This window comes from Bacteroides sp. D55t1_190419_B8 (assembly GCF_015558905.1).
Taxonomy (GTDB): Bacteria; Bacteroidota; Bacteroidia; order Bacteroidales; family Bacteroidaceae; genus Bacteroides; species Bacteroides vicugnae.
The window spans coordinates 46436-72511 of sequence record NZ_JADMOU010000002.1 but is presented as its reverse complement, the minus strand read 5'-3'; the positions used below and the strand labels follow the sequence as shown (position 1 = coordinate 72511).

The window sequence follows — 26076 nt, the reverse complement described above, 5'->3', positions numbered from 1 at the left end:
GCGTTTCCAAATTTTTGCGATATACAGAATTAAAAGTATTCTTAGTGGTTTGTATTGAACACCTTACTTCTGAAATATTTCAGGGTATTTCCTGATAAAATAAACAGGCGTACAGCTCCAAGCGTGGCAATAGCTGTTGATAGGATAAAAATCGTATGGAGAAATAAAGTCGTTTGTAGGATCGTATGCCTCCCAAAATGTATCGGCTCCTTTGGCAATCATTCCTCCCCAGTAATTGACTAAAGCCTCTTTTGCTTCGAGGTTCATTCCGCAATCTATCAGCGACTGAATATAATAATGATACATATAAGGAGTGCCGGGATAACAAACATCCTGTGTTGTAGTCAATGCTGATAAAGCTTTTTTGCCTTCAGCTTTACTGGCAACTCCGCTTAAGATCATCCATATTTGTGAAGCATAGGAAATCTGCTTGTCGCCTGTTCCGACGAAAAAGCCGGTTTTCCGGTTGTATAAGTTTTTGCGGGCAGCCTTTATCATTTTATCAGTTAATTGAGGCAAGTCGGCAACTTCTTTTTCTTTTCCGAGCAGTTGAGCCAGCTTGTAGGATTCCTTTAGTGCGAATATGGATACTCCTTGTAAGGGAACCTCTTTATACAAATCCTCTTTCCAATCGAAAAATACCCACCAGTCTTTCTTTACTTTCTCAAAATCCATCAATCCGTCCGTCTTGACATTGGTACGGACAATATCCAGCTGCTTTTTAGCCACAGGCCACAAGTCTTTGACAGTTTCCATATCGCCTGTTGCTTCCAGGTAGTCTTTCAATGTTACATTATATAATAGCGCATATTCATAAAGAAACTGTTTGTCCTGGGCTCTTGGCACAGGATTTTCAATTACAGTAGCCAACAGATATCCGTTCAGATCGCTCAATCCGGCCAATAAATACAAACACCGTTTTGTAAGGTCGTGCTGCTTGTAAGAATAATTGTTGCCAAGAGCTTCCAGATATAAATCACCGATCCAAAGACGCTGATCTCTCTTCGGACCATCCTCGTAAACGGTTTGCATACATTCTTTCAGTGTATTGAGTCCGACACGATCTATTTTCCTTATCATGGGATCAACTGTCTGCGGAAGCTCTTCAGGTATGTTTCTGGCAGAAGTTTGAGCCATACATTTTATATCATGTATGTTGAAATCATAATAAGGGGAACTGCCCAGCAACTCTATTTTCACATAGCGGAAAGCCAGCCTGCGTGAAAGATTGACTGTTTGCGGCACATACATTACAGAAACAACTTCGTCCTGCAGCCATGCCCTGCTTAAGCCTTCTTTATAAGAATCAAAAGGGACAGCCACTTCCGAAGGAACTTCCCCGAAGGTCAATTTAAACCTTAACGGACCGTCGGCTGCAAGCCCGGTACTCCTTACAGAGAAACTGAAATATCCGGTCAGATGCTCTCCGAAGTCAATCGTAATTTCTTTTTTCAGTCTGAAAGGCATAGAGTACAAGGAGTCGATAGGACTGACATCTATTGCTTTGTATTTCTGAAACGATTGTGCGTCGGGTACAATATCTACTACTTTCAGTGGCTTTTTCTCTGTGATTATAAGTTTCGGTTTATATTGCTCTGCTTTTTGTAGCCACTGCTTACGGTTGTTCCCATAATAGTCTTGTGCAAAACAAGCGATTGTGATGAATACCAGTGTCAAGCTGAATAAGATAGATTTCGTCATATTATTAATCCTCTTTACTATCTGTCACGTTCCAATTTCTGAAGTCATACACGCGTGATTCTTTTCCATGCGAAACATTCAGGAAACGTCCGTTCACCGCTTGTTCCATCCATGGGTTTGAATACAAAGGCCAATTTTCATAATCCACCTTTTCTCCGTTGACGAAACGTCCGTAGTTGTAGATAATTTTTAGTGTATCACCGCTAAGTGAGTGATAAATGGTCTGTCGGTATTCCGGATTGGTAACGATGTATTCCAGTTTCGTTGTTTTCAGTATATCTTCTGCAAACAGGTCCAAAGCTGTTTGCGTTCCTGTAGGCTGATATTTATCCGGCAAACAGGTTTCTATGACTGCGGCAGTGCCACGTTGGTCACAGCGTAACATCTTATGTTTTACCCCGCGGAACATCCGGTCTTCGTCCCATGTGTATGGATGACAGAATTTTACGGCAAACAGAACACTTCCTCCGTCAAAGAATATCCAGCCGGATTTGTCCTCTTTCATTTGTTTTATTGCATCAATAGGCACTACTCCTGTCACATACGGATGGGGTTCTTCCGATTCTATTTTATACATGGCCAGCAACGTGCCGTTATGTTGTAATACTTGTTCGCGACAAGTAGCTCCGAAAAGGCTTTCGGCTGATCTACCATAATGACTGATATGAGTCAGGAAGAAAGTACTTGCGGGTGCATCCGATTCCCATACTAGTTTCCACCGGCGCATCTGCGCGCTCCATCCCAGACTGATTCCATCCCATTGACTGGCTAATCCATACGTTTTGTTGATATATGTATATTTCTTGAATCCCCATGGATAGTTGAGTTGTGCAAATGGAGTCATATCATGCGATTCTTTATGTACGTATGCATTTTTTCTATCCGATGCTATATGCTGTATAATCTCTGGTACACGATAGGAAGAAACGGCCGCCAGTACAGAGTAAAAGCCTTCATTGTTCACAATCAACTCTCCGTTTTCATACTTTTGCTCTAATACCGGATTGGGACCGCCACCAAAAAACAACCAGCCTAAAAGTGGATAAGGACTCATCATATGAGGAGAACAAGCAAAATAATATTCCCGTAGAGAGGAAGATATGAAATAACCATTCAACCATTCGGGTGCCATGTTGAGTAAATGCCATTCAAGAGTCATTTGTACCTGTTTCTTAAATTCAGCATCCTTGCTGTGGTCATACAAAGAAAGAAGGCAAGTGATATAGAATGTGCCGTACGTAGGAGAATCAAACTCTTTGATACCATAACGTACCGTCTTATCCATTACATCCATAAGTACTGAACGGCAATGTGCCATTACCGTGTCGGCTTTCCCCCAGTCGGGGAAAGCCAGTGCGGTAAGATATCCAGCTGTTTTAAACATCAGTCTATGATTTTCGGTACTTCCATCTGCCAAATAATCCTCGCTTGTCATACGTTTCCGTACCTTCTCTTTCAGCTCTTTCGGGTATACAGACTGAAAGCGTAGATACGCGTCGATATTCTGATGACAATCGAACATGTCGAAGGGTGCATCTTCCTGCATCCGGTTCAGCATATCCAGAGCATACTTGACATCTTTCTTTGTTTCCAGGCGAGCTAAAACAAATCCCATTGCTGTCTTGATGTCGTTATCTCCCCAATATTGGTCGTTTGGACGGGCTTTGGAGTAATAATCAAGGAGATATTTTTTCCGCTCGTCAAAAGAAGACGCAGAGGTGAGAGAGAGAAACAGAAAAGCAAATGCCAGTAAAATCAACAGCTTTTTCATACTTAATATCCTTTACTTTGTTTCATTAATGGATTCGTTCTCAATTCACTTTCAGGTATCGGAAGATAATAGTCTTGTGGATCGTAATGTACAGTTCCTGCCTTTGTTGAAGGATATTTGGCCAATTCCTGTTCCAATATTCCCCAACGGCAAATATCATACCAACGGATATTTTCAAAGAATAGCTCTTTGTAACGTTCTTCCTGAAGGATTTCCATGGTGACAGTCGAAAAATCTTCTCCTTTTGTACCGGGTACGTCGTAGTTACTTTCTCCCCATGCCCGGCGACGGACTTTGTTCACATATTCGGTGGCCACATCTACAGAGTTCAGTTTGAGCATTACTTCGGCATACATCAGATAAATATCCGCCAAGCGGATGATATCTACATTCTTGGTTGAGAATACAGGTGAAGACACGTTATAGAAGTCGGTATACTTACGTGCGTAATATCTGTAATCGGGCACATCCGTATCCGCCTTTATAAATGTAATGCCGGTAGTGGCTGTACTCCAAGCTTGCCATGTATAATCGTATAATGTAGCTTCATACAGACGTGGATCGTCTCCAAATCGTGCAGCAGTACGTTGATCGACGAAAAAGTTGTTCCAGGCACCCGGAGCTCCTCCGAAGATACGAACCAGGTGATGTTGGGGGGCATCATCATAGGCACTTCCTGACGAGAGGTAATATTGCAGGGAGAAGATACATTCGGGATTGTTGTCCGTATGCTGAATGTAATCTGTAAAGTTGACCGGTTTGTCCAATTTGAAGCGGCTGTCGCCTATCACTTTCTCAAATTCTGTCTTGGCATTGGCATAGTCGCTCATATACAGATACACTTTTCCGAGTAATGCATGTACAGCCGGTTTTTGGGCCCATCCCTGGTCTTTTGTATAATCAGTGTCTGTATAGCCGGGACCGGGTACTGCAGTATTGACCGGGATCTGGTTGTCTCCAATGCAGGTTTCGGCTTTTTTCAGATCCTTGATTATCAATTGATAACATTCTTCAATAGTTGATCTGGCTGTAATTGCATTACTAGCGTCTGCAATACCTTCCATCAGAATGATTCCTTTCGCATCCTTGTTGTTTGGATACATTCCCCCGAAAGAAGGTCCTTGTTCTCCGAACAGGCGTAATAGATCGAAATGTATGAATGCTCTTAAAAATAAACTTTCACCCTGGAAGTTCATTACCATTGTTTTTTTCTCTTCATCCAGCGCTTCCAAGTCTACATGGTCGATCAAGTCTAGCATGAGATTGGCAGAAGCCAAGGCTTTATAGTATTTTATGTAGGCCTCTTCTACATTCTTGTTGCTGGAAGTGAGCCCATTGATGGCCCATTGATTACGTTGTTCTTCGCCCAGCCAATCAATATCCATTTCGTGCGACATGGTTGACATATATTCCGTCTGTCTTCCATAAAGCATGATAGAACCTAGAGACCTGTAAGCGCTTCCCAAAAATTCGCCTAACTTTGCGGGGTTTTTTTGTATGATTTCTCCAATATTATCGTCTGATACAGACGTTGTTAGAGGATGATCCAGAAAATCACTGCATGCTGATGTCAGAAGCAGACATCCTGCTATGAACATATATTTAATTTTCATATTTATATTTTTATCTGATTAAAAACCAACATTAAGACCAAATGAAATAGAACGGGACTGAGGATATTGAGTTAAGCTATATACTCCCTGTTCGGCATTGTTATTACCTATAAATTCAGGATCAAATCCTTTGAATTTAGTGAATGTCAGTGCATTTTCTACTCCTACATAGATTTTCAGTTTTGATAATTTCATTTTAGATACTACCGATTTCTTAAAGTTATATCCTAGCTGAATGTTTTTTAATCTCAAGTATGAACCATCCTCAACCATATATGAGTTAGGCAATTGATAGTTGTGGGTAGCATTACCCAGACGAGGTTGGCTGGTTTGGGTATTGTTGGGTGTCCATGCATTCCACACATCCGGAGTTGAGTTCCAGTCAGCATTCATATTTTCAAGACATTGTTTGGTATTGTTGTATATATCTCTGTCAGCTACCCCCTGCCAGTTCATGTTGAACTCAAAACCTTTGTATTCCAAGTTCACATTGAATCCATATACATATGTTGGCCAAGGGTTACCTATTGAAGTCATGTCTTCATCATTGATACGTCCGTCTCCATTCAGGTCTTTAAATTTAATATCTCCCGGGCCTATATTTCCTGCATCGTATGCTACGCCCCATTTTTCCATTGATATCGCATTCAAGGCATCTATTTCTGCCTGTGTTTGATACAATCCGTCTGCTACGTATCCCCAAAATGCTGCTACCGGTCCGTCTACGAGTGTGCGATTGAAGCTTCCTCCGGACAAATAGCTGGCATTACCGATGTTTAGTACTTTATTTTTGTTGTACGAGATATTTCCACTTACGAGGTAGTTGAAATGATTGATTGATCCTCTGTATGACAAAGCCACTTCAATACCTTTGTTGCTGATTTCTCCTTTGTTCAACTTATAAGTACTACTACCAACACCGATATGTGAAGGCATTTTTTGTTCAATCAATGCATCGCGTGTTTTCTTGTTGTATAGGTCGATAGTGGCTGTAAAAGCATTATTCCATGCTCCAAGATCTATTCCGATGTTAGTTATTCTTGTTTTTTCCCATGTTACGTCTTTATTCGGAGTTTTCTGGGCCAACCAAGTACCATTCGTTTGTAATTTATATTCTTGTCTCCACCAGTTTTTGTCTATACTGTTGTTGCCAATTTCTCCGATACCAAACCTTAGTTTCAAGTCATTAATCTTTTCTACTTTAAAGAACTTCTCATTGGCTATGTTCCAACCAACAGACACAGATGGGAAGAAAGCGCTTCTTTTGCCCGGAGCAAATATATCAGTGGCATCATTTCTAAAGTTCGCTGTTAGCAGATAGCGGTTGTCATAAGCATAGGTAACACGTCCGAATATGGAGTAGCTACTTCCTGTAGCCCAAGAGTTGGTACCGTCTCTGTGATCGGTAAGAGCAGTACTTCTTAAGTCTTGAGCCGGTATACCCCATTCAGCATATCCTGATGCGTCATCATTACGTGATTCTCTTACTTCGAAACCGACCATTGCTCCAAGATCGTGTTTACCAATCAATTTATTATAGTTTACGTATGTATTCAACAAGTAGGAAGTACTTTGATTGTGAGAATAATCCAATTGGTGTCCTTGGATGTTTTTTCCTTCCACAAAGTCAATAGAGTTGGTTGATATGCCTCCAAATGTATTATATAAGAAGCTTGAAGTCGCATGATTGCTAAGAGTTCCTGTCAGGTTGGTAGTCCATACCAGTCCTTTTATCGGGGTGATGATTACTTGCAAATTTCCCCATGCAACGTTCCATTTCTCCCAATGATCTTTCAAGTCAGCGCTTTCCAATGGGTTTCCTCCCTGCCAGTCGATTGTTCCTGCAAATTCATCAGTGAAGTATCCATATCCTGTACCCATCGGGTTGGTGTCATCGTATACATTCATGGCTGGATTAGCGCGAAGGACGTGTTGCCAGTTCAATGCATTATGTTTTCTTTTTGAGTGACTGAAATTTACTGTCTGACTGAATTTTAGCCATTTCAATGGAGTTTGTTCGAATCGGGTTTTAATGGCCCATTTCTCGTAGTTTGTATTCACATAGGTACCCTCGTCATTCTCGTACATGGCAGAAAGGAAATAAGATGATCTATCGGAAGCTCCGGAGATGTCAATGCTATGAGAATGTTCTATTCCGGTGCCAAACATAACGTCTACCCAATCAGTATTAGGTAATTGCGATACTTCATTTGGAGTCAGGAAATAGAACGATTTAATATCATTAGTTGTAGGTTCGCCCTTATCCGGATTGTTGGACATCCATCTGGCCTTGTACATATCAATGTAACCTTGGGTTCCCAGCATTTCAGGAAGTCCGAGGGCATGGTTTATCTTTACGTATCCGTTGTAGTTCACGGCTATTCTTCCTTTAGCACCTTTCTTGGTTGTCACCAATACGACTCCATTGGCTGCTTCAATTCCATAGATGGCGGCGGATGCGGCATCTTTTAATAATTGGATAGACTCCACTTCATTAAAATTATCCAGTGGCATTCCAGGCACTCCATCGATAATCCAGAGTGGAGCGGCATTATTTAGTGTTCCTACACCGCGCATATATACAGAGGAACCCTCACCGGGTAATCCGCTTTTCCTTGATACATAGACGGGTGCTTTTCCTTGTAGGGCTTGAGAGGCATCATTGGTGGCCATCGTATGTAGGTCTCGTGTGCCCAAAGATGTAATAGATCCGGATACATTCGCTTTCTTTTGTACACCATAACCTACGACGATGACTTCTTCTAGCTGCTTAGAGTCTTCTGTTAATACAACTTTCAGATTTTTACTTTGGTTGTTTACAGCGATTGTTTGTGTAATGTATCCTACATAGCTGAAAGTCAGTTTCCCGGTAGCATTTTTCAGCTTAATCGAGAATTTACCATCTATATCGGTTATTACCCCGTTTGTAGTTCCCGTCTCGGTCACTGTAACACCTATCAGAGGATCATTCTGATCGGAAATAACAGCTCCATTGACGACTGCTGTACCCTGTGCGTTCGTATATTGTATTCCCGTCAGGAATATCAATATCAGAAGCTTAATTTTTAAGTACTTTTTCATTGTTTTAAATTTTAAAGTTATACAAAACGAATTTTGCTGTAAAAGTATTGCATTTAGATCAATGTGACCGAATGAAAAAAGCAATAAAGTAAAAACAAAACATGAACAAAATACAAACAAAAGTGCTTTGGCCAAGGGTTTGGCGGATAATAGAGGGTTTCTCTCGTCTTTGTTCAAGACAAATATATTCTATTATTGGATGACTGTACCGGAAATTTGTTTCTTTTTGGGGATGCTATAAATCAAATAGAGGTAAGGTTGGGAGCAATCGCTTATGTGCGTGGTCATTATCGTACTTTGTTTATGTTTTGTTCGCGTTTTGTTTTTCCTTTTTCTCTTCTTTCTTAGCTTTTTGTAGACATATATATGGAGATTTTGGGATAAATTTGCTTCATAAAAATCTAAAGAAAAAGATGAGAAAAATAATATGGACCATCATGGCGTTATGTGCCCTGTCCGGGTGCAGATACGAAAATAGTACTATCAGTGCAGATAGTTTGTTGGACTTTGTCGACCCATTAATAGGTACAGGTGGACATGGACATACGTTTCCGGGGGCAGCATACCCTTTCGGAATGGTACAATTAAGTCCTGACACAGGACTTGAAGGATGGGATTGGTGTTCCGGCTATCATTATTCCGATAGTTCCATCATTGGTTTTTCTCATACGCATCTTTCGGGTACAGGACGTTCCGATCTGATGGATGTGATGTTGATGCCTGCGACGGGAAATTTGAAATTGAATCCGGGATCGAAAGATAAACCGGATGAAGGATATCGCTCCCGTTTTTCACATGATGAGGAGTCTGCATCTCCGGGATATTATAAAGTAAGGTTGAAAGATTATGATATTATGGCTGAATTGACCGTATCTCCTCGATGCGGTTTTCATCGTTATACCTTTCCTGAAAGTAAATCTTCTCATATTATATTGGATTTATCTCATCATTTCGCAACTGATTCTGTTCTTTTTACTTCCATGAATAGGATAGACAGTTGTACAATAATAGGTGAAAGGAGGACAAAAGGCTGGGGTGAGCCCGGAGAAAAATACTGGAGTGAACAACAATTGTTTTTTGCTTTGAAAGTATCTAAGGCATTTGACTTGTCTGTTGCTGTGGATGATCTGTTTATTCAGGAAAAACAAGCTTCCGGCAAAAATATAAAAGCTATTCTTAATTTTGAAACTTCCTCTAATGAGATGGTGTTAGTAAAAGTGGGAATATCTGCTATAAGTGCAGAAAATGCACTTCAAAATCTTTCGGAAGAGATACCGCATTGGGATTTTAACAAAACGCTTAGCGAGACACAGTCGATATGGGAAAAAGAATTATCAAAGATTAAGGTAGAAGCTTCTGATAAGAATAAAATAATTTTTTACACAGCGCTGTACCATTCTTTATTGGCCCCTTATTTGTATAATGATGTGAATAAAGAGTACTTGGGCCTTGATAAACAGATACATACAGCCGAAGGGTTCAATAACTATACAGTGTTGTCGCTGTGGGATACTTTTCGTGCTGAGAATCCGTTATTAACGTTGATTGCTCCAGATAAAACGAACGATCTGGTACAATCTATGCTTGCGCAGTATGATCAGTATGGATTACTGCCGGTGTGGCCATTATGGTCGAGTGAAACAAATTGTATGATTGGCTATCATGCCATTCCGGTTATTGTAGACGCATACTTCAAAGGTATAAGAAATTATGATGTGGAAAAGGCGTATCAAGCCATGAGGACATCGGCTATGCAGGATAACTTTGGTGTGAAAGAGCTGAAACAATACGGTTATATTCCTTATGACATTTACAATAAATCGGTTTCTGCGGCTTTGGAATATTGCTATGACGATTGGTGTATAGCTCAAATGGCCAAGGACTTGGGTAAGATGGATGATTATAACTATTTTATAAGCCGGTCTTCCGGTTATAAAACATATTTTGACAAAGAATATAAACTAATGAACGGTTTTTCGAGCAAAGGCAGTTTCCGCCGTCCGTTTGATCCTTTCTTTTCATCTTATGGGGAATGTGATTGGGTGGAAGGAAATTCATGGCAATACTCTTTCTTTGTTCCTCACGATGTGCAAGGGTTGATAAATCTATATGGGGGCAGTGAGGAATTTGTCAATGCTCTCGATACCTTATTTTCCATGCCTATGGGTATGTCAGGCCATGATGTGCCGATAGATATAACCGGACTTATCGGCCAGTATGCACATGGCAATGAGCCTAGCCATCATGTAGCTTATCTTTATAATTATGCGGGCCAGCCTCATAAAGCTCAACAACGGTTGCATGAAATCATGTCTACTTTGTATACTGATCGGCCGGACGGATTATGTGGTAATGAGGATTGCGGGCAAATGTCGGCTTGGTATGTCTTCAGCGCGATGGGATTCTATCCTGTGAATCCCGCGGAAGGAATATATATTCTGGGTAAACCGATGGTAGAAAATGTTGAAATTACCATTGGAAACAAGCTCTTTAAAGTGAAAACAGCAGGGTGGAATGATGAGAACATATATGTGCAATCGGTGAAACTTAATGGTGAGGTTTATAATAAGCTTTTTATTACACATACCGATATAGTGGATGGAGGAATCTTGGAATTTACGATGGGTTCGGTTCCGGGTAACTTTGGGGATTCGGTTTTACCTCCGTCTTTATCCGAAATTCTAAGTGAATAATGAGAAGTCTGAAGCTCCTGTTATATCTGTTTATATCTTGCTTGTGTTTTGGTTGCAAGTCTTCTTTGCCCAAAAAAAGCCGGATAAATAAGCAAAATGATGTGTATGTTTTGTCTTTTGCTGACCTCTCTTTCAGCGTATCGGCAAAAAAGGGGGGACGGATTATTTCTTTTAAATGCAGAGATAAGGAACTGCTGACTTCTGATTTGGTACATAGTAAGTATTACGGAGCAACGTTCTGGTTATCTCCACAGTCAAACTATTGGCCACAATATCGGTGTGTCGATGAGCTTCCTTATAAGGCAGAGATAGACGGACAAATTCTTCGACTGGTGAGTTCGCCGGATTCTTTAAGCGGTATCTCTATCATTAAGGAGTTTTCTGTATCAGAAAGAGATTCATCTATATTGATTAATTATTCTGTTCGGAATGTATCTTGCCAGCTAAAGAGATTTGCCCCCTGGGATGTGGTGAGAGTGCATGGAGGTTTGAGCTTTTTCCCTGTAGGAGAGGCAGATCAGATGAATAAGTCTGATGTCACGGGAGCATATGAGGATAAGGGTATAATGTGGGTTCCATGTCCGGATGGTACCAATGAGAGAGGTCAGAAATTATACTCGACTGCTTATGAAGGTTGGATCGCTCATTATTATAAGGAGCTTCTGTTTATAAAATGTTTCCCGGACATTGGACCCGGTGAAGTTCCTCCCGGACAAGGTGAAGCAGAGATTTTCGTAGCACCGAAGGGGCGGTATCTGGAACTTGAAAATCACGGAAGATATACAGAACTGCCACCCGGAGAGTCTTTGGTATATCAACAAAAATGGTTTTTGAAAGATGTGTCCGACGGGAGAGTATCTGATTGGACCAGCAAATTGAAAAGATATATAGATAAACAAAAAAAACGTAGATAAAGCTTGCTTTTGCACCGGTAAGGACTTGTGGTATCAGATTTGTCTGTTCTCCACCATCAATACCACGCGTTCCGTTAGTTTGTCCTCACCTTGCGGATCATATTCTTTCTTTAAACTGGCCCCGAACAGTGCGGCAAATGCTTGATAGAACCCTGCCTTGAAAGGTCCCATAAACGCTTTTACCAGTTCATAACTAGTCTGATTACTTTGACGGTCCACAAGCTTTATCAACAATTTTCCCTGTGCAAAAGAGAGTTTCTTCATTCGGGCAGTATATTGATCTTTCAATCCTTTTTCAACCCGTTTGATATGTTTTTGGCGGGCTTTCTCATTGGGTAGAGTCTGAAGATATTCATAAGTTTCGATGATAGCCTGATTAATTTCTTTGGAAATAGGATATACCTTTTTCACGTTCCGAATCAATCGATAGTACTCCTGACGTTCCTTTTCATTTTTGAACTTAAGTGGTTTGAAGATATACACAGTCGGTAGTTGGATACTTGGGATTGTATCTCCATTGTAGATACACATCGGAACCAAATATCCATTGATGCTTTGTTTTTCCTGTGCCTGCAAATGTAGTGAGCAGCAAACAGTGGCAAACAGTGTCATTACTACTATGTTAAGCCTTCTTTTCACGATACAAAAATAGAATTAAAATTTTATTATTCAGACATATCTTTCAGACGTTAACCTATTTAAAGTATCTTTGCCCCCTTGTATGTAAAAAAGCGAGAAGATAATACACATTTTATTGATGAAAACTACTCAACTAATCCGGTTGATAAGTATTATAAACAGCCTGTTCATAATTCCTGCTTGTAGTGCTCAAAACCCTTCTGAAAGTCTTTTAGAGGATGTTCTTGAAGATTTATCTGTTAATAACGATATTAATAACTCTGTTAATACCTTGAATTGGGAGAATGAATTGGAAGAACTTTCCAATCGTCTGCAAGAACCTATTAATTTGAATGTTGCTACCCGTGAACAACTCGAACAGTTTCCTTTCCTTAGTGATATTCAGATTGAACATCTGCTGGCTTACATCTATATACACGGACAGATGAAAACTATCTATGAACTTCAACTAGTGGAAGATATGGATAAGCAGACAATCCAGTATTTACTACCATTCGTCTGTATAAAAGCTATTAACAATGAATCTTCTTTTCGGTGGAAAACTATGTTGAAAAGCGCAGCGAAGTATGGAAAAAATGAACTGTTAACTCGCTTTGATATACCACTTTATAAACGAAAAGGTTATGAACATACTTATTTAGGACCTTCTGTTTATAACTCTGTGAAATACAGTTTCCGATATAGTGACCGACTCTATGCAGGAGTCGTTGCAGAAAAAGATGCCGGAGAACCTTTGGGAGCTTTACACAATCGCTATGGCTACGATTATTATTCCTTTTATCTGTTATTAAAAGATTGTGGGCGATTAAAAGCATTAGCTGTTGGTAACTATCGGCTTAGTTTTGGACAAGGATTGGTGATTAGCACTGATTATCTGATGGGAAAAACAGTCTATGCCTCTTCTTTCAACAATCGTAGCAGCAGGATAAAGAAACACTCTTCCAGTGATGAATACAATTATTTCAGAGGAGTGGCTGCCACAGTTGCTTTATCTAAGGATTGGGACATTTCCGGTTTTTATTCGCATCGTTCATTGGATGGCGTGATAACAGATGGAGAAATTACCTCTATCTATAAAACCGGATTACACCGGAGCCGGAAAGAAGCAGATAAAAAGCATCTGTTCACTATGCAATTAACAGGTGGAAATGTGAGTTATCAACACAACCATATCAGACTGGGTATCACCGCTATTTACTACCTTTTCAACCGATCTTATGAACCGGAATTAACAGGCTATTCCAAATACAATCTCCACGGCAATAACTTCTACAATTTAGGAATAGAGTATGCTTATCGTTGGCATCGTTTCTCTTTTCAGGGAGAGACAGCGATAGGAAAACAAGGTTGGGCCTCTTTGAACCGTTTGCAGTATTCACCGGTTCAAAACACCCAAATCATGTTGATACATCGGTTCTATTCCTATAATTATTGGGCTATGTTCACCCATTCATTCGGTGAGGGAAGTACGACTCAAAACGAACAGGGATATTATATCGGATTGGAGACTTCTCCTTTTGCCTATTGGAAGTTCTTTGCATCATTCGATTTGTTTTCCTTCCCATGGAAAAAATACAGAATAAATAAACCCTCCCGTGGAACAGATGGTCTGGTTCAAGCTACTTTCACTCCACTTAGTAATCTATCCATGTATCTAAAGTATCGCTATAAACAAAAAGAACGTGATTGGACAGGTAGTAAAGGAACGCTAACGCTTCCTATTTTTCATCATCAGCTTCGCTATCGTTTGAACTATTCTTTGGGAGATGTGTTAAGCAGTCGTACAACTTTAGATTATAATCATTTTCATTCTCAGGACAGAGCTGCTAATAAAGGATATCAGGTTACACAAATGATATCCTCCCAACTGCCTTGGGCCAGGCTGTTTGCTGACGTTCAAGGCAGTTATTTTTTTACAGATGATTATGATTCGCGTGTATATGTTTCGGAAAGCGGACTGCTTTATACGTTTTACACTCCGTCATTTCAAGGGCGTGGCTTCCGATGTGCCGTTCGTTTAAGATATGAACTGAACAAACATTTCCTGTTGATAACCAAGTTCGGTGAAACTGTCTATTTCGACCGTAACGAAATCGGTTCCGGCAATGATTTGATCTGTGGAAATAAAAAAGCAGATGTACAAATGCAACTGCGTATCAAGTTTTAATGTATATTTGTCTGCCAAAAAATAACAGAAGAATACGATATTGAATGAAAGACCGGACTACTTTTGACAGAATGTTTAATGAATGGTATGCACAATTCGTGTATTTTGCATACTATTTTATAAGCGATGTTGAAGTATGCAAAGATATTGTAAGTGATGCTTTTGAATATTTGTGGCGTAATTATGATAAAATAGAAGAAGCTACGGCAAAAACTTATCTTTATACAATTATCCGCACGCGTTGTATCGACTATCTCCGTAAACAAAATATTCATGAAGAATATGTGGAATTTGCTTCACGATTAACCAATAAAATCATAGAGTCTGGTTCGCAGCAGACAGATACACGTATTTCTCAGATACGCAAGGCGATGGAAAAGTTGACTCCTTACAACTGCCATATTCTGGAAGCTTGTTATATTCATAATAAAAAGTACAAGGAGGTAGCTGAAGAATTAAATGTGAGTGTTGCGGCTATCCATAAGAATATAGTGAAGGCTTTGCGTATTCTTCGTGAAGAATTAGGCCGGAAAGGTAACCGGGATGGACTTTAAAACGTAAATATTATATATTGAATGAATTATTTATGGATGAGAAGAATATAAATATAAATAAGTCGGAAGAAGAAGCTTTGAAAATTATGGAGAATGTTTCCCATATAACTTCTGACCAATTACATGGCTTGGAGAAAGATGAAGAATGTTTCCAGGCATGTGTTGATATTGCAGAGGTTGTGATGGAGATGCGGCAAAAGCAAAATACACTGGCAATTAATGTTCAGAAAGAATTGGTAGACTTTCATAATAAACGTTTGAATAATAACAAAAAGAAGAATACGCGTATTCTGTGGACTGCTATTGCAGGAGTAGCGGCAACTGTCATTGTAATCCTGATTTTACGTACAATGATGATTTCACCGGAACCAAAACTGGAAAGTATTAAAATTTTTGAAGCAAACCATGCCATCGCACAAGCTACTTTGCAAATTGATGACGAAAAGGAAATAAGACCTTTGAAAGATCAAAAAATTGACTATCATCGTACTATTCAGACAGAAAATAAAGAGGTCGGAAAACAGAAAGTACAAATACATAGATTAAGTATTCCCAGGGGAGAAACATTCAAAGTTGTTTTATCCGAAGGAACTGAAGTCTTTTTGAATTCGGACAGCCGGTTGGTTTATCCTACCGTTTTTAAGGGAAAAGAGAGGATCGTTTCGTTGGAAGGGGAAGCTTATTTTAAAGTAAGTAAAGATGTCGAACATCCTTTTATTGTAAAAACCGGAAATGTGCAGGTTCGTGTCTTAGGAACGGAGTTTAATGTACGTGGATACTCTCCTGCCGATGTCCGTATCACATTAATTACAGGAAAAGTAGCTGTCAGCGATACCTGCGGAACTCATAACGTTGAAATGGAGCCGGGACAAAGTGCACAACTTTCTACTGACGGAACATTTGCTTTGAGTGAAGTTAATATAGAATCATTTTTGTATTGGAAGGAAGGATTTTTCTATTTTGATGATATCCCTCTGGCTGACATGATGAAAGAGATAGGGCGTTGGTACAATATAGATATAGAATTCCGCAACAGTAAAATTATGGATCTCCGTATGCATTTCTTTGCAAATCGTCATCAAGACATTTTTAATTTGATTGAATTATTGAATCGAATGGAGAGAGTTCATGCCTATTTTGAAACAGGAAAACTTATTATTGAATAAAAAACGAGCAAAACGTCATAAATCTGAATAGGAATACATATTTCTGAAAATAAATTCTTTTAAGGGTAACCATTCTTTTTTAAACTTCGTATACAATTAAAAGAATGAAATACTATTTAACTATTCAGGCTTATGAAAAAAAATCAGGCACAAAAGTTCATTGTTTTGTTCTTGCTTTTCCTTTTTGCGTATTCGTGGCGCATTGAAGCACAAACAGGTAAAGAAAAGCAAATAACGATGGAGTTTAAAAATGAAGGATTACCTTCTATTTTTAAACATTTGGAGAAAGTATCGGGATATAAAGTTCTTTTTATCTACGATGAGATTAGTTCTTATACTTCTACCGGGAAAGTTGAGAAAGCTACTATTGGTGAAGCTTTAAAGGTGATTATCGGGAAAAATCCATTGAAATATCACATTGACGGACAATTTATCAATATCACTAAAAAGAATCCTAAAAAGAATATTTCACAAGTAAAAGGAAAAGTGCTTTCCGAAGAAGACGGGTTTCCGGTTATCGGTGCCACTATTATAGTGGAAGATGCCAATATCCGTACCATCACAGATAATAATGGTAATTTCCAGCTTTCTGATGTTTCGGAAGATAGTCAGGTGAGGATTTCTTATGTAGGTTTGGAAACTCAGTTGTTGAATCCTTCAACATTTATGTCAGTAGTGATGAAGTCTGATACAAAAGCACTGGATGAAGTGGTGGTAACAGGTATGTTTAATAGGAAAAAAGAAGGATTTACCGGCTCTGCTGTTACTATAAAGGGCGAAGATCTGAAAAAATATAGTACGAATAATGTAGCTAAAGCAATTGCGGCTGTTGCTCCCGGGCTTCGTATCGTAGATAATATTAATATGGGGTCAAATCCGAATAATCTACCTGATATGCGTATGCGTGGTAGTGCAAATATGGATTTGAATGCACAAGCTACGGTAGACTTTAATTCAGCCAGTAATGACGTATTGGCGGTCCAAGGGGAATATGAGACTTATGCCAATCAACCATTGCTTATCATGGACGGATTTGAAATCAGTATACAGGCGCTTGCCGATATGGACCCCGACCGGGTTTCTTCCATCGTTTTGCTAAAAGATGCGGCGGCTACAGCTATTTATGGATCGCGTGCGGCAAATGGGGTAATTGTCATCGAAAGTAAGACGCCTAAACCGGGGCGTATCTGGGTAACTTATGGCGGTGAACTTCGTATTGAAGCTCCGGATATGACTGGATATAACCTGATGAATTCAAGAGAAAAGATAGATGCGGAATTACAGAGCGGGCTTTATACATACGGTGGTGAAACAGTTGAAAAATGGAGACTTTATCAATCAAAGTTGCGTGAAGTTTTGGCGGGAGTAAATACCTACTGGTTGGATAAACCTTTGCAGACTTCTTTTCAACAACGTCATACAGTTACACTGGAAGGAGGTGACGAAGCTTTGCGTTATCGTATGTATGTCGGATATAACAGTTCTCCGGGTGTGATGAAGGGCAGTAATCGTGATGTATTGACTGGTTCGCTTGATTTTCAGTATCGTCTGAAAAAAGTATTGTTAAAGAATAGCATTACATTGGATAATTCAGTGGCTGATGAATCTCCATGGGGAAGTTTTAGCGAATACACCCGCTTGAATCCTTATTTGCGTCCTTATGGAGAAAATGGAGAGATACAGAAACGTCTTGATAATTTTGAAGGACTAGGTGGTGAATCGAGTTATTTGAACCCCATGTATAATACAACGTTCAACAGTAAAGACCAGAGTAAGAATTTTACAGTGCGCGAACTTTTCAAGTTAGAATATAATCCTACTGAAGAATTGCGGTTTGAAGGTGCATTCTCTTTGTCCAAAAGTGTGGGACATCGCGATATGTTCCGTCCTGCGCAACATACTTTTTTTGATAATGTGACTGATCCTACGTTAAGAGGTGATTATCGCAAAAGCCAGAGTGAATCTGTCAAGTGGGGAATAGATTTGACAGGAAGCTGGAACAAACAGTTGAAAGATCATTATCTGACCGCTAATGCCCGTATGAGTGTATTGGAAAATAATTCGGAGACGTATGGAAACTATGTGACGGGTTTTCCGAATGATAATATGGACAACTTGTTATTTGGTAAGAAGTACAATGAGAAAGTAGATGGGTTGGAAAGTACAACACGTTCCATTGGTTGGGTTGTTGCCGGAGGTTATTCTTATAAATATAAGTATTCATTTGATTTTAATGTGCGTCTGGACGGTTCCTCCCAGTTTGGAAAAGACAATCGGTGGGCACCTTTCTGGTCGACGGGATTACGTTGGGATTTGAAAAAAGAGAATTTCCTGAAAGATGTTTCTTTCATCTCTGACTTGATTTTAAGAGGCACGTATGGTACGACCGGTTCACAAGGTTTCAACCCTTATCAGGCACATGGCTATTACACCTATTCCAATTTATTGCTTCCTTATTATTCATCCGATGCGACAGGATCGGAAATTTTGGCCATGCACAATGAAGGCTTAAAGTGGCAGACTACAAAAAGTACGAATCTTGCATTGGAATTAGGACTTTTTGATCAGCGTTTTACCGCACGTGTGGAATACTACCGGAAAGTGACAGACAATATGATTACAGATATAAGTCTTGCTCCTTCTCTTGGTTTTAGCAGTTATCCGGAAAATCTGGGAAAGATTGAAAATAAGGGTTGGGAACTTTCTTTTTCTGCTATTCCTTATAAGAACGTTGCTAAACAGGCTTATTGGACAATTATGGTAAACGGTTCTCATAATACAGACAAATTACTCAAAATATCGGAAGCGATGAAATATGTGAACGATCAGAATGCATTAAAACTAAAGGATACACCACTGCCACGCTACGAAGAAGGTGAATCTCTTTCTCGCATTTGGGTAGTGCGTTCATTGGGTATTGACCCGGCTTCAGGAGATGAAATATTACTGAAAAGTAATGGAGAAATGACAAATGCCACTAACTGGAATGCCAATGATGTAGTACCTGTTGGAAATACAGAACCTAAATGGCAGGGATATATTAATTCTTCTTTTACGTACAGAGGATGGGGAGCAGATGTTAGTTTCAGGTATCAATTTGGTGGTCAGGTATACAATCAGACACTGCTTGACAAAGTGGAAAATGCCAATTTGAAATACAATGTAGACCGGCGGGTGACCCAACTGCGTTGGATGAAGCCGGGTGACAAGGCACAATTCCGTGGGCTTAACCCTGGTGGATGGGAGACGAAAGCTACTTCACGGTTCATTATGGATGAAAATATATTTCAGGGAAGTTCATTGTCTGTTTATTATCGTATGGACCGTACTAATACGAAGTTTATCACTCATTGGGGATTGAGTTCTGCTAAGGTAACGTTTAATATGGAGGACTTTTTCTATTGGTCTACAGTGAAACGCGAAAGAGGTTTATACTATCCGTATTCCCGTCAGTTTACATTTGCTTTGAATGTTGCTTTCTAATTAAAAACATATTTGTATGAAACAGATAATATATATACTATTGACAACAACAATGCTGGGGCTTACGTCTTGCAGCGACTGGTTGGATGTATCTCCGAAGACTTCTATCCCTACCGAGAAACAATTTGAATCGGAATCAGGATTCAAGGATGCTCTTACAGGTATTTATTTGAAGCTGGGAACTACTACCTTATACGCCGGAGATTTGACTTATGCTTACTTGGATGAATTGGCCGGATTATACTCCGATTATCCCGGATATAATACCAATGCTGTTTTTGAACAGAGTATCGTATTCGATTATGAAAATATGTTCTTGAGTAAGAAAAATGCAATTTACTCGACTATGTATAATATCATTGCTAACATTAATAATTTACTGGAGTACGTAGACAGGAATAAAGATGTTCTAGTTACCGAACGGTATTACGGAACAATGAAAGGAGAAGCACTGGGGCTTCGTGCTTTTCTTCATTTTGATTTGTTGCGCATGTTCGGTCCTGTTTATAAGGAACACCCTGCATCAAAGGCTATCCCCTATCGAACTGCTTTTAATAAAGATGCCACCCCTGTTTTATCAGCCGGCGAAGTGGTTATCGCTATTCTTAAAGATTTGAATGAGGCTGAAGAATTGCTGAAGGAAAGTGATTCGCTTGATTTCTTCACAAACCAAACGGATGAGGAATATGGAGAGAAAAACCATTTCCTTGTTAATCGTGAGTTTCGTATGAATCTGTATGCAGTAAAAGCGATGCTAGCTCGTGTATATTGTTATAAAGGTGATGTTGAAAGCCGTGGATTGGCTACAGAATATGCAAAACAAGTGATTGCTGCTTCTAAGTATTTTACGTTGTACAAATCACAAACTGCTTCTAATTATAATTCCATACGTTACGCAGAGCAGATATTCGGAATCACTGTAAATGAATTTTCTAATCTGCTTATTGAAAACTATATGGATATGGAAAATACGAATACTCAGCAACATTTTTATTTGGATGGAGATAAATTCAGTCTCTTCTATGAAACAGCTGATGTAGGGAATACTGACTGGAGAAAAAATACGGAAATGTTTCAGGTCATTAATGGGGCAAGCAGCACAAACGTTTTCTGCAGAAAATATAATCAAAAAAACCTCAATGCCGGATATACCTATTCCGGTGCTGATGCTGTTCCTTTGATCCGTTTGCCCGAAATGTATTACATTGTAGCAGAATGTGCATCTTCTGCATCGGAAAGTGCCGACGCATTAAATACTGTGCGTTTTGCACGTGGTATCTCTTACAGTGATGAGATTCTGACTACCGGATATGATGATCTTGATATTATTTCGGAAGAAAATAAAGACCAGACTAAGCGTATCAATGAAATCATGAAAGAATATAGAAAAGAATATTTTGCGGAAGGCCAGCTTTTTTATTTTTTGAAAGCACATAATTATAGCACTTATTATGGTTGTGGGCTGGAAGCAATGACTGAAGCTCATTATCAGATGACATTACCGGATGATGAGTATATTTTTGGTAACAACTCTAAATGATGAAGTCTTATGAAACGTATTATATACTTTGTTTTAGCTATTCTTGTTTGCGGCATCTATGCAGGATGCAGTGAGAGTGAGATAGACTTATATAGCCAGACATCCCGTATTAATTTTTATGGAAGTACATATATTCGTACTTTGGTTGATACAGATTATGTGAAGACAGAACCTTATGCTATAGATAGTTTTACGGTAAGTATACAAGGAGACCTTTTAAAAGAAAATCGCGATTTCTGTGTGAAAGTAACTCCAAATAGTGATTATCGAAATCCGGTGGATGTAATATTGGAAGATAAGTATACATACACCAAACTGGACACTGTTTATCAGGTATTTTATTATAAGATCAATCGTCCGAAAGTAGAGTCAGGTAGAAACGTATATGGTTGTTATCTGGAATTTGATCTGGATAATCCTCTTCATCAGTTTGATAAAGGACTGGTGGAGAAGAATCAGGTGGTGCTGAATGTCAGATGGGAACTTAAACCGGCCGAATGGAGTGATTATGTAGGATTCGGCAGTTATAGTGATAATAAATATATGTTTATTATGGATGTGTGCCAGCGTGTGTGGGATGATTTGGAAGATGATGACGTGGTAAAAATCCAGCAGGCTTATAAAGAGTATATAGAGGCTGGAAATCCTCCCATTTTGGGTGACGATGGTGATGAAATTGAATATGAATAAGATTAAAGGAAACGTTATGAGAAAATATATCATCTGTATAGTAAGTTTTATTGGAGCAGCTTTGTTACAGACAAGCTGTTATGATGATAAGGGAGATTACGATTATCATGATGTGAATACAATGGACATCGTAATACCTGAAACAAAAGTGCGTATGCCAAAGGAGGAAGCGGTGGAAATTTCAATTATACCCGAGATTTCTCAAACTTTGGAGCAAAATGAGGAGAATCTAGTGTTTCAATGGAAGAAAACGATAAAAGGGAAGAAAGCAGGTTCGGACAGACTTAGTGATTATAAAGATTATTCCATAGGTAAAGAGTGTAAAGTAACAATCGAGGCTTATGAGTCGGAAAATATAGGTTTGATGTTGGTCATTACGGATAAAATAAACGGAACAACTTGGTATCAGACAGGTGAGGTTGTAATTATCCGTCCTTTGAATCCTTGCTGGTTTGTATTGCAGGAAAAAGAAGGAAAAGGTGTATTAGGAGCAATAGAAGGTACTCCGGAAGGATATTATGTTTATCCGGATGTATTTAAGTCAGAATCGAATCAATCTTTTCCGTTAGATGGGAAACCTTTGGCGGTAAGTGCAAGAAAAGAGTATGGGAATTCGCTTTTAAGTGGTATGCTGTCTTTTATGGGTTTTAAAGTAAGTCCGGCGTTAATGTTAGTGACGGATCAGGATTTGGCATTGTTGACTCCAAGTACACTAATGACGAAATATCCTTCAAATAAAATACTTTTTGAACCGGTGGAAAAAGGTGAACCGTTGAATATCGAATATTATAAGATGACTGCTTATGGTGAGTTGTTTGTAAATAGCGAAAGGGCATATTGTGCTCCTATGGATGGATTTTGCGTACCATTCTCTGTGAAAAAGGGGAGCGACTTTCCTGCTATTTCCGCTTATGGTTCGTATAGTGGTGGTATGCTATTTTTTGATCCTGAAAATCATTGCTTTCTTAGATCATTTATTCCAGGTGTCAGTGATTATATGATGAATTCAGCCACTCAAAATATACGTAATTATGGAACTAAATGGAGTGACCAGAAACCTGTCTCCACATATTCAATGTCAGATGAAGCTAATGTGTTTGATCCGGATGTGATTGATCCGTCTTTAGAAGTACGTGATATTGTTACAGGGGGAAACTGGGGAAATTTCGCTTATGCAGTTGCCGCTCCACGAAACGGGAAAGAATTGACTGTATTTAAATTCAGTGCGCAGGATGAAGATCCTGTTTGTGCTGCCCGATATATAATTTCTCTGCCGTCTGAAGTGGATGTAGAAACAGCAAAATTCGCCGCTTCTTATGCTTATACGGCAAATCTTATATTTATGACGTCAGGTAATAGATTGTACCGCATTGACCTTGATCGTGGAAGGGTGGTTGAACTTTATGCTTACGGGGCAGATCCGTCAGCACAGATAGCCAGTTTGAAATTTAAGGATCCTGAAAGTGTGAGAGCGGAAGATGATGATGAGGAGACAGGCAAATATAAGGAGAAAATAGGTATGTCTATCGGACTAGGTATTAATACTGCTGGTAAAGGTGTAGTTGTAGAGTTGCAACTGACGGTGGCGGGTGATGTTTCGCGTGAAGAGAATAGTATTTGTATGTACGAAGACACCGATCATCCCATTGGCAAGATTGTAGATATTACCTATAATTATGAATAGTATAAATCGTTTTTTATGTTGAAAGGAATTATCGGTGCAATATTTCTGGCTGTTGTCTGTACTTGTCTGTACGGTCAGCAGCCGGACATTGCTGCTTTTTTTAAAGAAGGGGCATCTGTAGAAGTGATTCCCGGTATGTTTACCACTTATCGCAGTAACGGTCGTATCTATTGGGAAGTTCCGGATTCATTGATTGGACGCGAGTTTGTCGTTACGACTACTATTCTGGCTGCTCCTGCCCGTCCGGATCGGGATATGGAAAAGAAATTCGGATATTCGGGTGATATGATCGGTCCGGTATTCTTCAGTTTCCGGAAACACGGGAACGAATTGTGGATGCTGGATCCACAACATGAAAGGGTGATAGAAGATCCCGAAGGAGTGTATGCAAAGATCGCCGCCCGACGTGGAAATGAAAGACTTTATAAAATATTGCCGGTCAAAGCAAAGAATCCGGAAAGTAACCTGGTAGAGATTGGTGAAGTATTAAAAGATTTTCCTTTGTTTACTCTTGATATTGTGTCTTTTGATTTGTTGATAGGTACACGTTTAAGGGAAAAAGACTGTATCAAGGAAATCAAAGGATTTGATAACCGTCTGTTGATACATGCGACACGAACTTATCAAAGTTCATCAATGGGAATGCGCGGTAAGCCTGTTGCCCCTCCTTATATAGGAGACTGGGATACAGGTATCTGCATAAAATTATTATCAAAAGAACCGCTGGATCCCGTTTTTGCTAATACCGAAGCGTATTTTGTAATCGACAAAAATTACTTTCAGGGCGATCAGCCTGCCGACCGGAAGGCTGTTATCAAACGATGGAGGCTGGAGATAAGGCCGGAAGATGAAGAAAAATACATGAAGGGAGAATTGGTGGAACCCATACAACCTATTATCTTTTATATAGATCGTAATACACCGGAAAAGTACATCGGCTGTATCATTGAAGCAGTGCGCGACTGGCGTCCGGCCTTTGAGAAAGCCGGTTTTAAGAACGCCATTGATGCGCGACTGGTTCCTACCGTTGAAGAAGATTCTGATTTTAGTATTTATGATAGCAGTTATCCGTTTATTTCATGGAAAATATCAGGGCAAAATAACGCCTATGGGCCAACGCCTTGCGAACCTCGGTCCGGTGAAATTATTGCGTGTCATATCGGAATTTTCAGCAGTGTCTTGAATCTGGAGCAGAAATGGTATTTTGCTCAATGTGGAGCGAATGATCCGCAGGCATGGAATATAGAGTTGCCGGACTCTTTGCAATACGAACAGATAAAAAAAGTGCTGACGCATGAAGTCGGCCACACATTGGGGTTGAAACATAATTTTCTGGGTAGTTCCCATTATTCCATAGACCAGTTACGTGATAATGATTTTTTGAGCCGGTATAGCATAGGAAGTTCCATTATGGACTATGTGCGGTGTAATTACGCTTTGCGTCCTCAAGATAAGGTTGATTTGACAAACAGGTGGGTACGTGTCGGTGAATATGACAAATGGGCCATTGAATGGGGATACCGCATATTCCCGGGTAAGAATGTTGCCGAAAGAGAGAAGAACAGGGATTTGTGGAATCAGGAAAAGCAGAAAGATTCTTCATTACATTTCTCGGGTGGAGTGGATGTACGGGCGCAGGCGGAAGATTTAGGTAATGACCATGTTGTGGTTAATGCACAGGGGATAGAGAATCTGAAATATTTGTGTGAACATCCTGATGCCTGGAAGGTGACGGATAAAACGTCTTTGCGCGTATTGCAGGGACGTTATGAAGCGGTATTAAATCATTATAAACAGTGGGTGCGGCATGTTTTGTCTCATTTGGGTGGGAAACGTCTTGCTGAAACGGAGGATGAGAATATTTATATACCAGAAAAAGCCGCTTACAATCAAAAGGTTATGAACTTTATACAGACTTATGTATTACAGCCTCCTGTGTGGATGTTTGATAAAACATTGACCACCAATCTGGAAATAGATGGTAGTCGTGAGTTCGACCGCTTTTATGAAGAGCTTATGTCAGAAATAATCCGCTCTCTTCAGAAAGTGGGGGAGACGGAGAATGCCTGCGAGGATATGTTGTCTGTAGATGATTTTCTGGAAAGCATACATAACGGATTATTTACCGAATGGGATGATAACGTTTTTGTAAGTGATGCCCGATATAAAGTGCAGCTACTTTATGTGAATAAACTTTCTAAATTATTGGATAGATCAGAAAAGGTAACTTCGTCGAGGTTATTGGTTTCCATTATGCAGACTTTGAATAGAATGAAGGAAGAAGGTCTTGATTATAGTCATAGAATTACGGATCCGGTTGCTAAAAAACGGGCAATGTTTCTCGTAGATAGTATTTAATTTTAATGATGAAAAGCAAATA

15 protein-coding genes are annotated in these 26076 nt (G+C 39.5%); 10 read left to right on the top strand and 5 right to left on the bottom strand.

The window, feature by feature from the left end; translation table 11 throughout:
• Window positions 1-63: 63 nt before the first annotated feature.
• The 4 genes from I2I13_RS02760 to I2I13_RS02745 are packed head-to-tail and all read right to left on the bottom strand — an operon-like array spanning window position 64 to window position 8166.
• Complete coding sequence (locus I2I13_RS02760; RefSeq protein ID WP_195648689.1) at window positions 64-1701, bottom strand: glycoside hydrolase; 1638 nt, start codon at window positions 1699-1701, stop codon at window positions 64-66.
• A gap of 4 nt (window positions 1702-1705) precedes the next feature.
• Window positions 1706-3472: a hypothetical protein gene (locus tag I2I13_RS02755; RefSeq protein WP_148367696.1), complete on the bottom strand. Its 1767-nt coding sequence runs from the start codon at window positions 3470-3472 to the stop codon at window positions 1706-1708.
• Between the two features lie 2 nt (window positions 3473-3474).
• Window positions 3475-5085 (bottom strand): RagB/SusD family nutrient uptake outer membrane protein, encoded by a 1611-nt coding sequence (locus I2I13_RS02750; protein WP_148367697.1) that lies wholly within the window; start codon window positions 5083-5085, stop codon window positions 3475-3477.
• 18 nt (window positions 5086-5103) lie between these two features.
• Window positions 5104-8166, bottom strand: a complete 3063-nt coding sequence (locus I2I13_RS02745) for a TonB-dependent receptor (RefSeq protein WP_195648688.1) — start codon at window positions 8164-8166, stop codon at window positions 5104-5106.
• A gap of 413 nt (window positions 8167-8579) precedes the next feature.
• Here I2I13_RS02745 and I2I13_RS02740 point away from each other — a divergent pair, with 413 nt between their 5' ends.
• Together I2I13_RS02740 and I2I13_RS02735 are read left to right on the top strand one after the other, a co-directional pair.
• Window positions 8580-10859 carry a GH92 family glycosyl hydrolase gene (locus I2I13_RS02740; protein WP_195648687.1) on the top strand — a complete coding sequence of 760 codons (2280 nt, stop codon included), beginning with the start codon at window positions 8580-8582 and terminating at the stop codon, window positions 10857-10859.
• Window positions 10859-11773 (top strand): DUF4380 domain-containing protein, encoded by a 915-nt coding sequence (locus tag I2I13_RS02735; RefSeq protein WP_229128553.1) that lies wholly within the window; start codon window positions 10859-10861, stop codon window positions 11771-11773. Before I2I13_RS02740 ends, I2I13_RS02735 begins: the two co-directional genes overlap by 1 nt.
• Before the next feature lie 33 nt (window positions 11774-11806).
• Here I2I13_RS02735 and I2I13_RS02730 read toward each other — a convergent pair whose 3' ends face one another.
• Window positions 11807-12385, bottom strand: coding sequence for a DUF4294 domain-containing protein (locus I2I13_RS02730; RefSeq protein ID WP_195648686.1), 579 nt, complete (start codon window positions 12383-12385; stop codon window positions 11807-11809).
• 145 nt (window positions 12386-12530) lie between these two features.
• Here I2I13_RS02730 and I2I13_RS02725 point away from each other — a divergent pair, with 145 nt between their 5' ends.
• From I2I13_RS02725 to I2I13_RS02690, 8 genes are all read left to right on the top strand, one after another.
• Window positions 12531-14579: a helix-hairpin-helix domain-containing protein gene (locus I2I13_RS02725; protein WP_195648685.1), complete on the top strand. Its 2049-nt coding sequence runs from the start codon at window positions 12531-12533 to the stop codon at window positions 14577-14579.
• 44 nt (window positions 14580-14623) lie between these two features.
• On the top strand, window positions 14624-15133 hold the full coding sequence (locus tag I2I13_RS02720) for a sigma-70 family RNA polymerase sigma factor (protein ID WP_148367703.1): 510 nt from the start codon (window positions 14624-14626) through the stop codon (window positions 15131-15133).
• A 32-nt stretch (window positions 15134-15165) separates the two neighbouring features.
• Window positions 15166-16299, top strand: a complete 1134-nt coding sequence (locus I2I13_RS02715; RefSeq protein ID WP_148367704.1) for a FecR family protein — start codon at window positions 15166-15168, stop codon at window positions 16297-16299.
• Between the two features lie 132 nt (window positions 16300-16431).
• Complete coding sequence (locus tag I2I13_RS02710; protein ID WP_148367705.1) at window positions 16432-19782, top strand: SusC/RagA family TonB-linked outer membrane protein; 3351 nt, start codon at window positions 16432-16434, stop codon at window positions 19780-19782.
• A gap of 16 nt (window positions 19783-19798) precedes the next feature.
• Window positions 19799-21322 (top strand): RagB/SusD family nutrient uptake outer membrane protein, encoded by a 1524-nt coding sequence (locus I2I13_RS02705; RefSeq protein WP_195648684.1) that lies wholly within the window; start codon window positions 19799-19801, stop codon window positions 21320-21322.
• 9 nt (window positions 21323-21331) lie between these two features.
• Entirely contained in the window at window positions 21332-22012 is a 681-nt protein-coding gene (locus I2I13_RS02700) for a DUF4843 domain-containing protein (protein WP_148367707.1), read from the top strand.
• A 16-nt stretch (window positions 22013-22028) separates the two neighbouring features.
• The gene (locus I2I13_RS02695; RefSeq protein WP_195648683.1) at window positions 22029-23696 is read left to right on the top strand and encodes a PKD-like family lipoprotein; all 1668 of its coding nucleotides are present in this window, start codon (window positions 22029-22031) and stop codon (window positions 23694-23696) included.
• A gap of 15 nt (window positions 23697-23711) precedes the next feature.
• Window positions 23712-26054, top strand: coding sequence for a zinc-dependent metalloprotease (locus I2I13_RS02690; RefSeq protein ID WP_195648682.1), 2343 nt, complete (start codon window positions 23712-23714; stop codon window positions 26052-26054).
• Window positions 26055-26076: the final 22 nt, after the last annotated feature.

Coding starts and splice junctions, on each gene's coding strand:
- I2I13_RS02760 (WP_195648689.1), bottom strand. CDS start 1,701: ATGACGAAATCTATCTTATTCAGCTTGACACTGGTATTCATCACAATC.
- I2I13_RS02755 (WP_148367696.1), bottom strand. CDS start 3,472: ATGAAAAAGCTGTTGATTTTACTGGCATTTGCTTTTCTGTTTCTCTCT.
- I2I13_RS02750 (WP_148367697.1), bottom strand. CDS start 5,085: ATGAAAATTAAATATATGTTCATAGCAGGATGTCTGCTTCTGACATCA.
- I2I13_RS02745 (WP_195648688.1), bottom strand. CDS start 8,166: ATGAAAAAGTACTTAAAAATTAAGCTTCTGATATTGATATTCCTGACG.
- I2I13_RS02740 (WP_195648687.1), top strand. CDS start 8,580: ATGAGAAAAATAATATGGACCATCATGGCGTTATGTGCCCTGTCCGGG.
- I2I13_RS02735 (WP_229128553.1), top strand. CDS start 10,859: ATGAGAAGTCTGAAGCTCCTGTTATATCTGTTTATATCTTGCTTGTGT.
- I2I13_RS02730 (WP_195648686.1), bottom strand. CDS start 12,385: ATGACACTGTTTGCCACTGTTTGCTGCTCACTACATTTGCAGGCACAG.
- I2I13_RS02725 (WP_195648685.1), top strand. CDS start 12,531: ATGAAAACTACTCAACTAATCCGGTTGATAAGTATTATAAACAGCCTG.
- I2I13_RS02720 (WP_148367703.1), top strand. CDS start 14,624: ATGAAAGACCGGACTACTTTTGACAGAATGTTTAATGAATGGTATGCA.
- I2I13_RS02715 (WP_148367704.1), top strand. CDS start 15,166: ATGGATGAGAAGAATATAAATATAAATAAGTCGGAAGAAGAAGCTTTG.
- I2I13_RS02710 (WP_148367705.1), top strand. CDS start 16,432: ATGAAAAAAAATCAGGCACAAAAGTTCATTGTTTTGTTCTTGCTTTTC.
- I2I13_RS02705 (WP_195648684.1), top strand. CDS start 19,799: ATGAAACAGATAATATATATACTATTGACAACAACAATGCTGGGGCTT.
- I2I13_RS02700 (WP_148367707.1), top strand. CDS start 21,332: ATGAAACGTATTATATACTTTGTTTTAGCTATTCTTGTTTGCGGCATC.
- I2I13_RS02695 (WP_195648683.1), top strand. CDS start 22,029: ATGAGAAAATATATCATCTGTATAGTAAGTTTTATTGGAGCAGCTTTG.
- I2I13_RS02690 (WP_195648682.1), top strand. CDS start 23,712: ATGTTGAAAGGAATTATCGGTGCAATATTTCTGGCTGTTGTCTGTACT.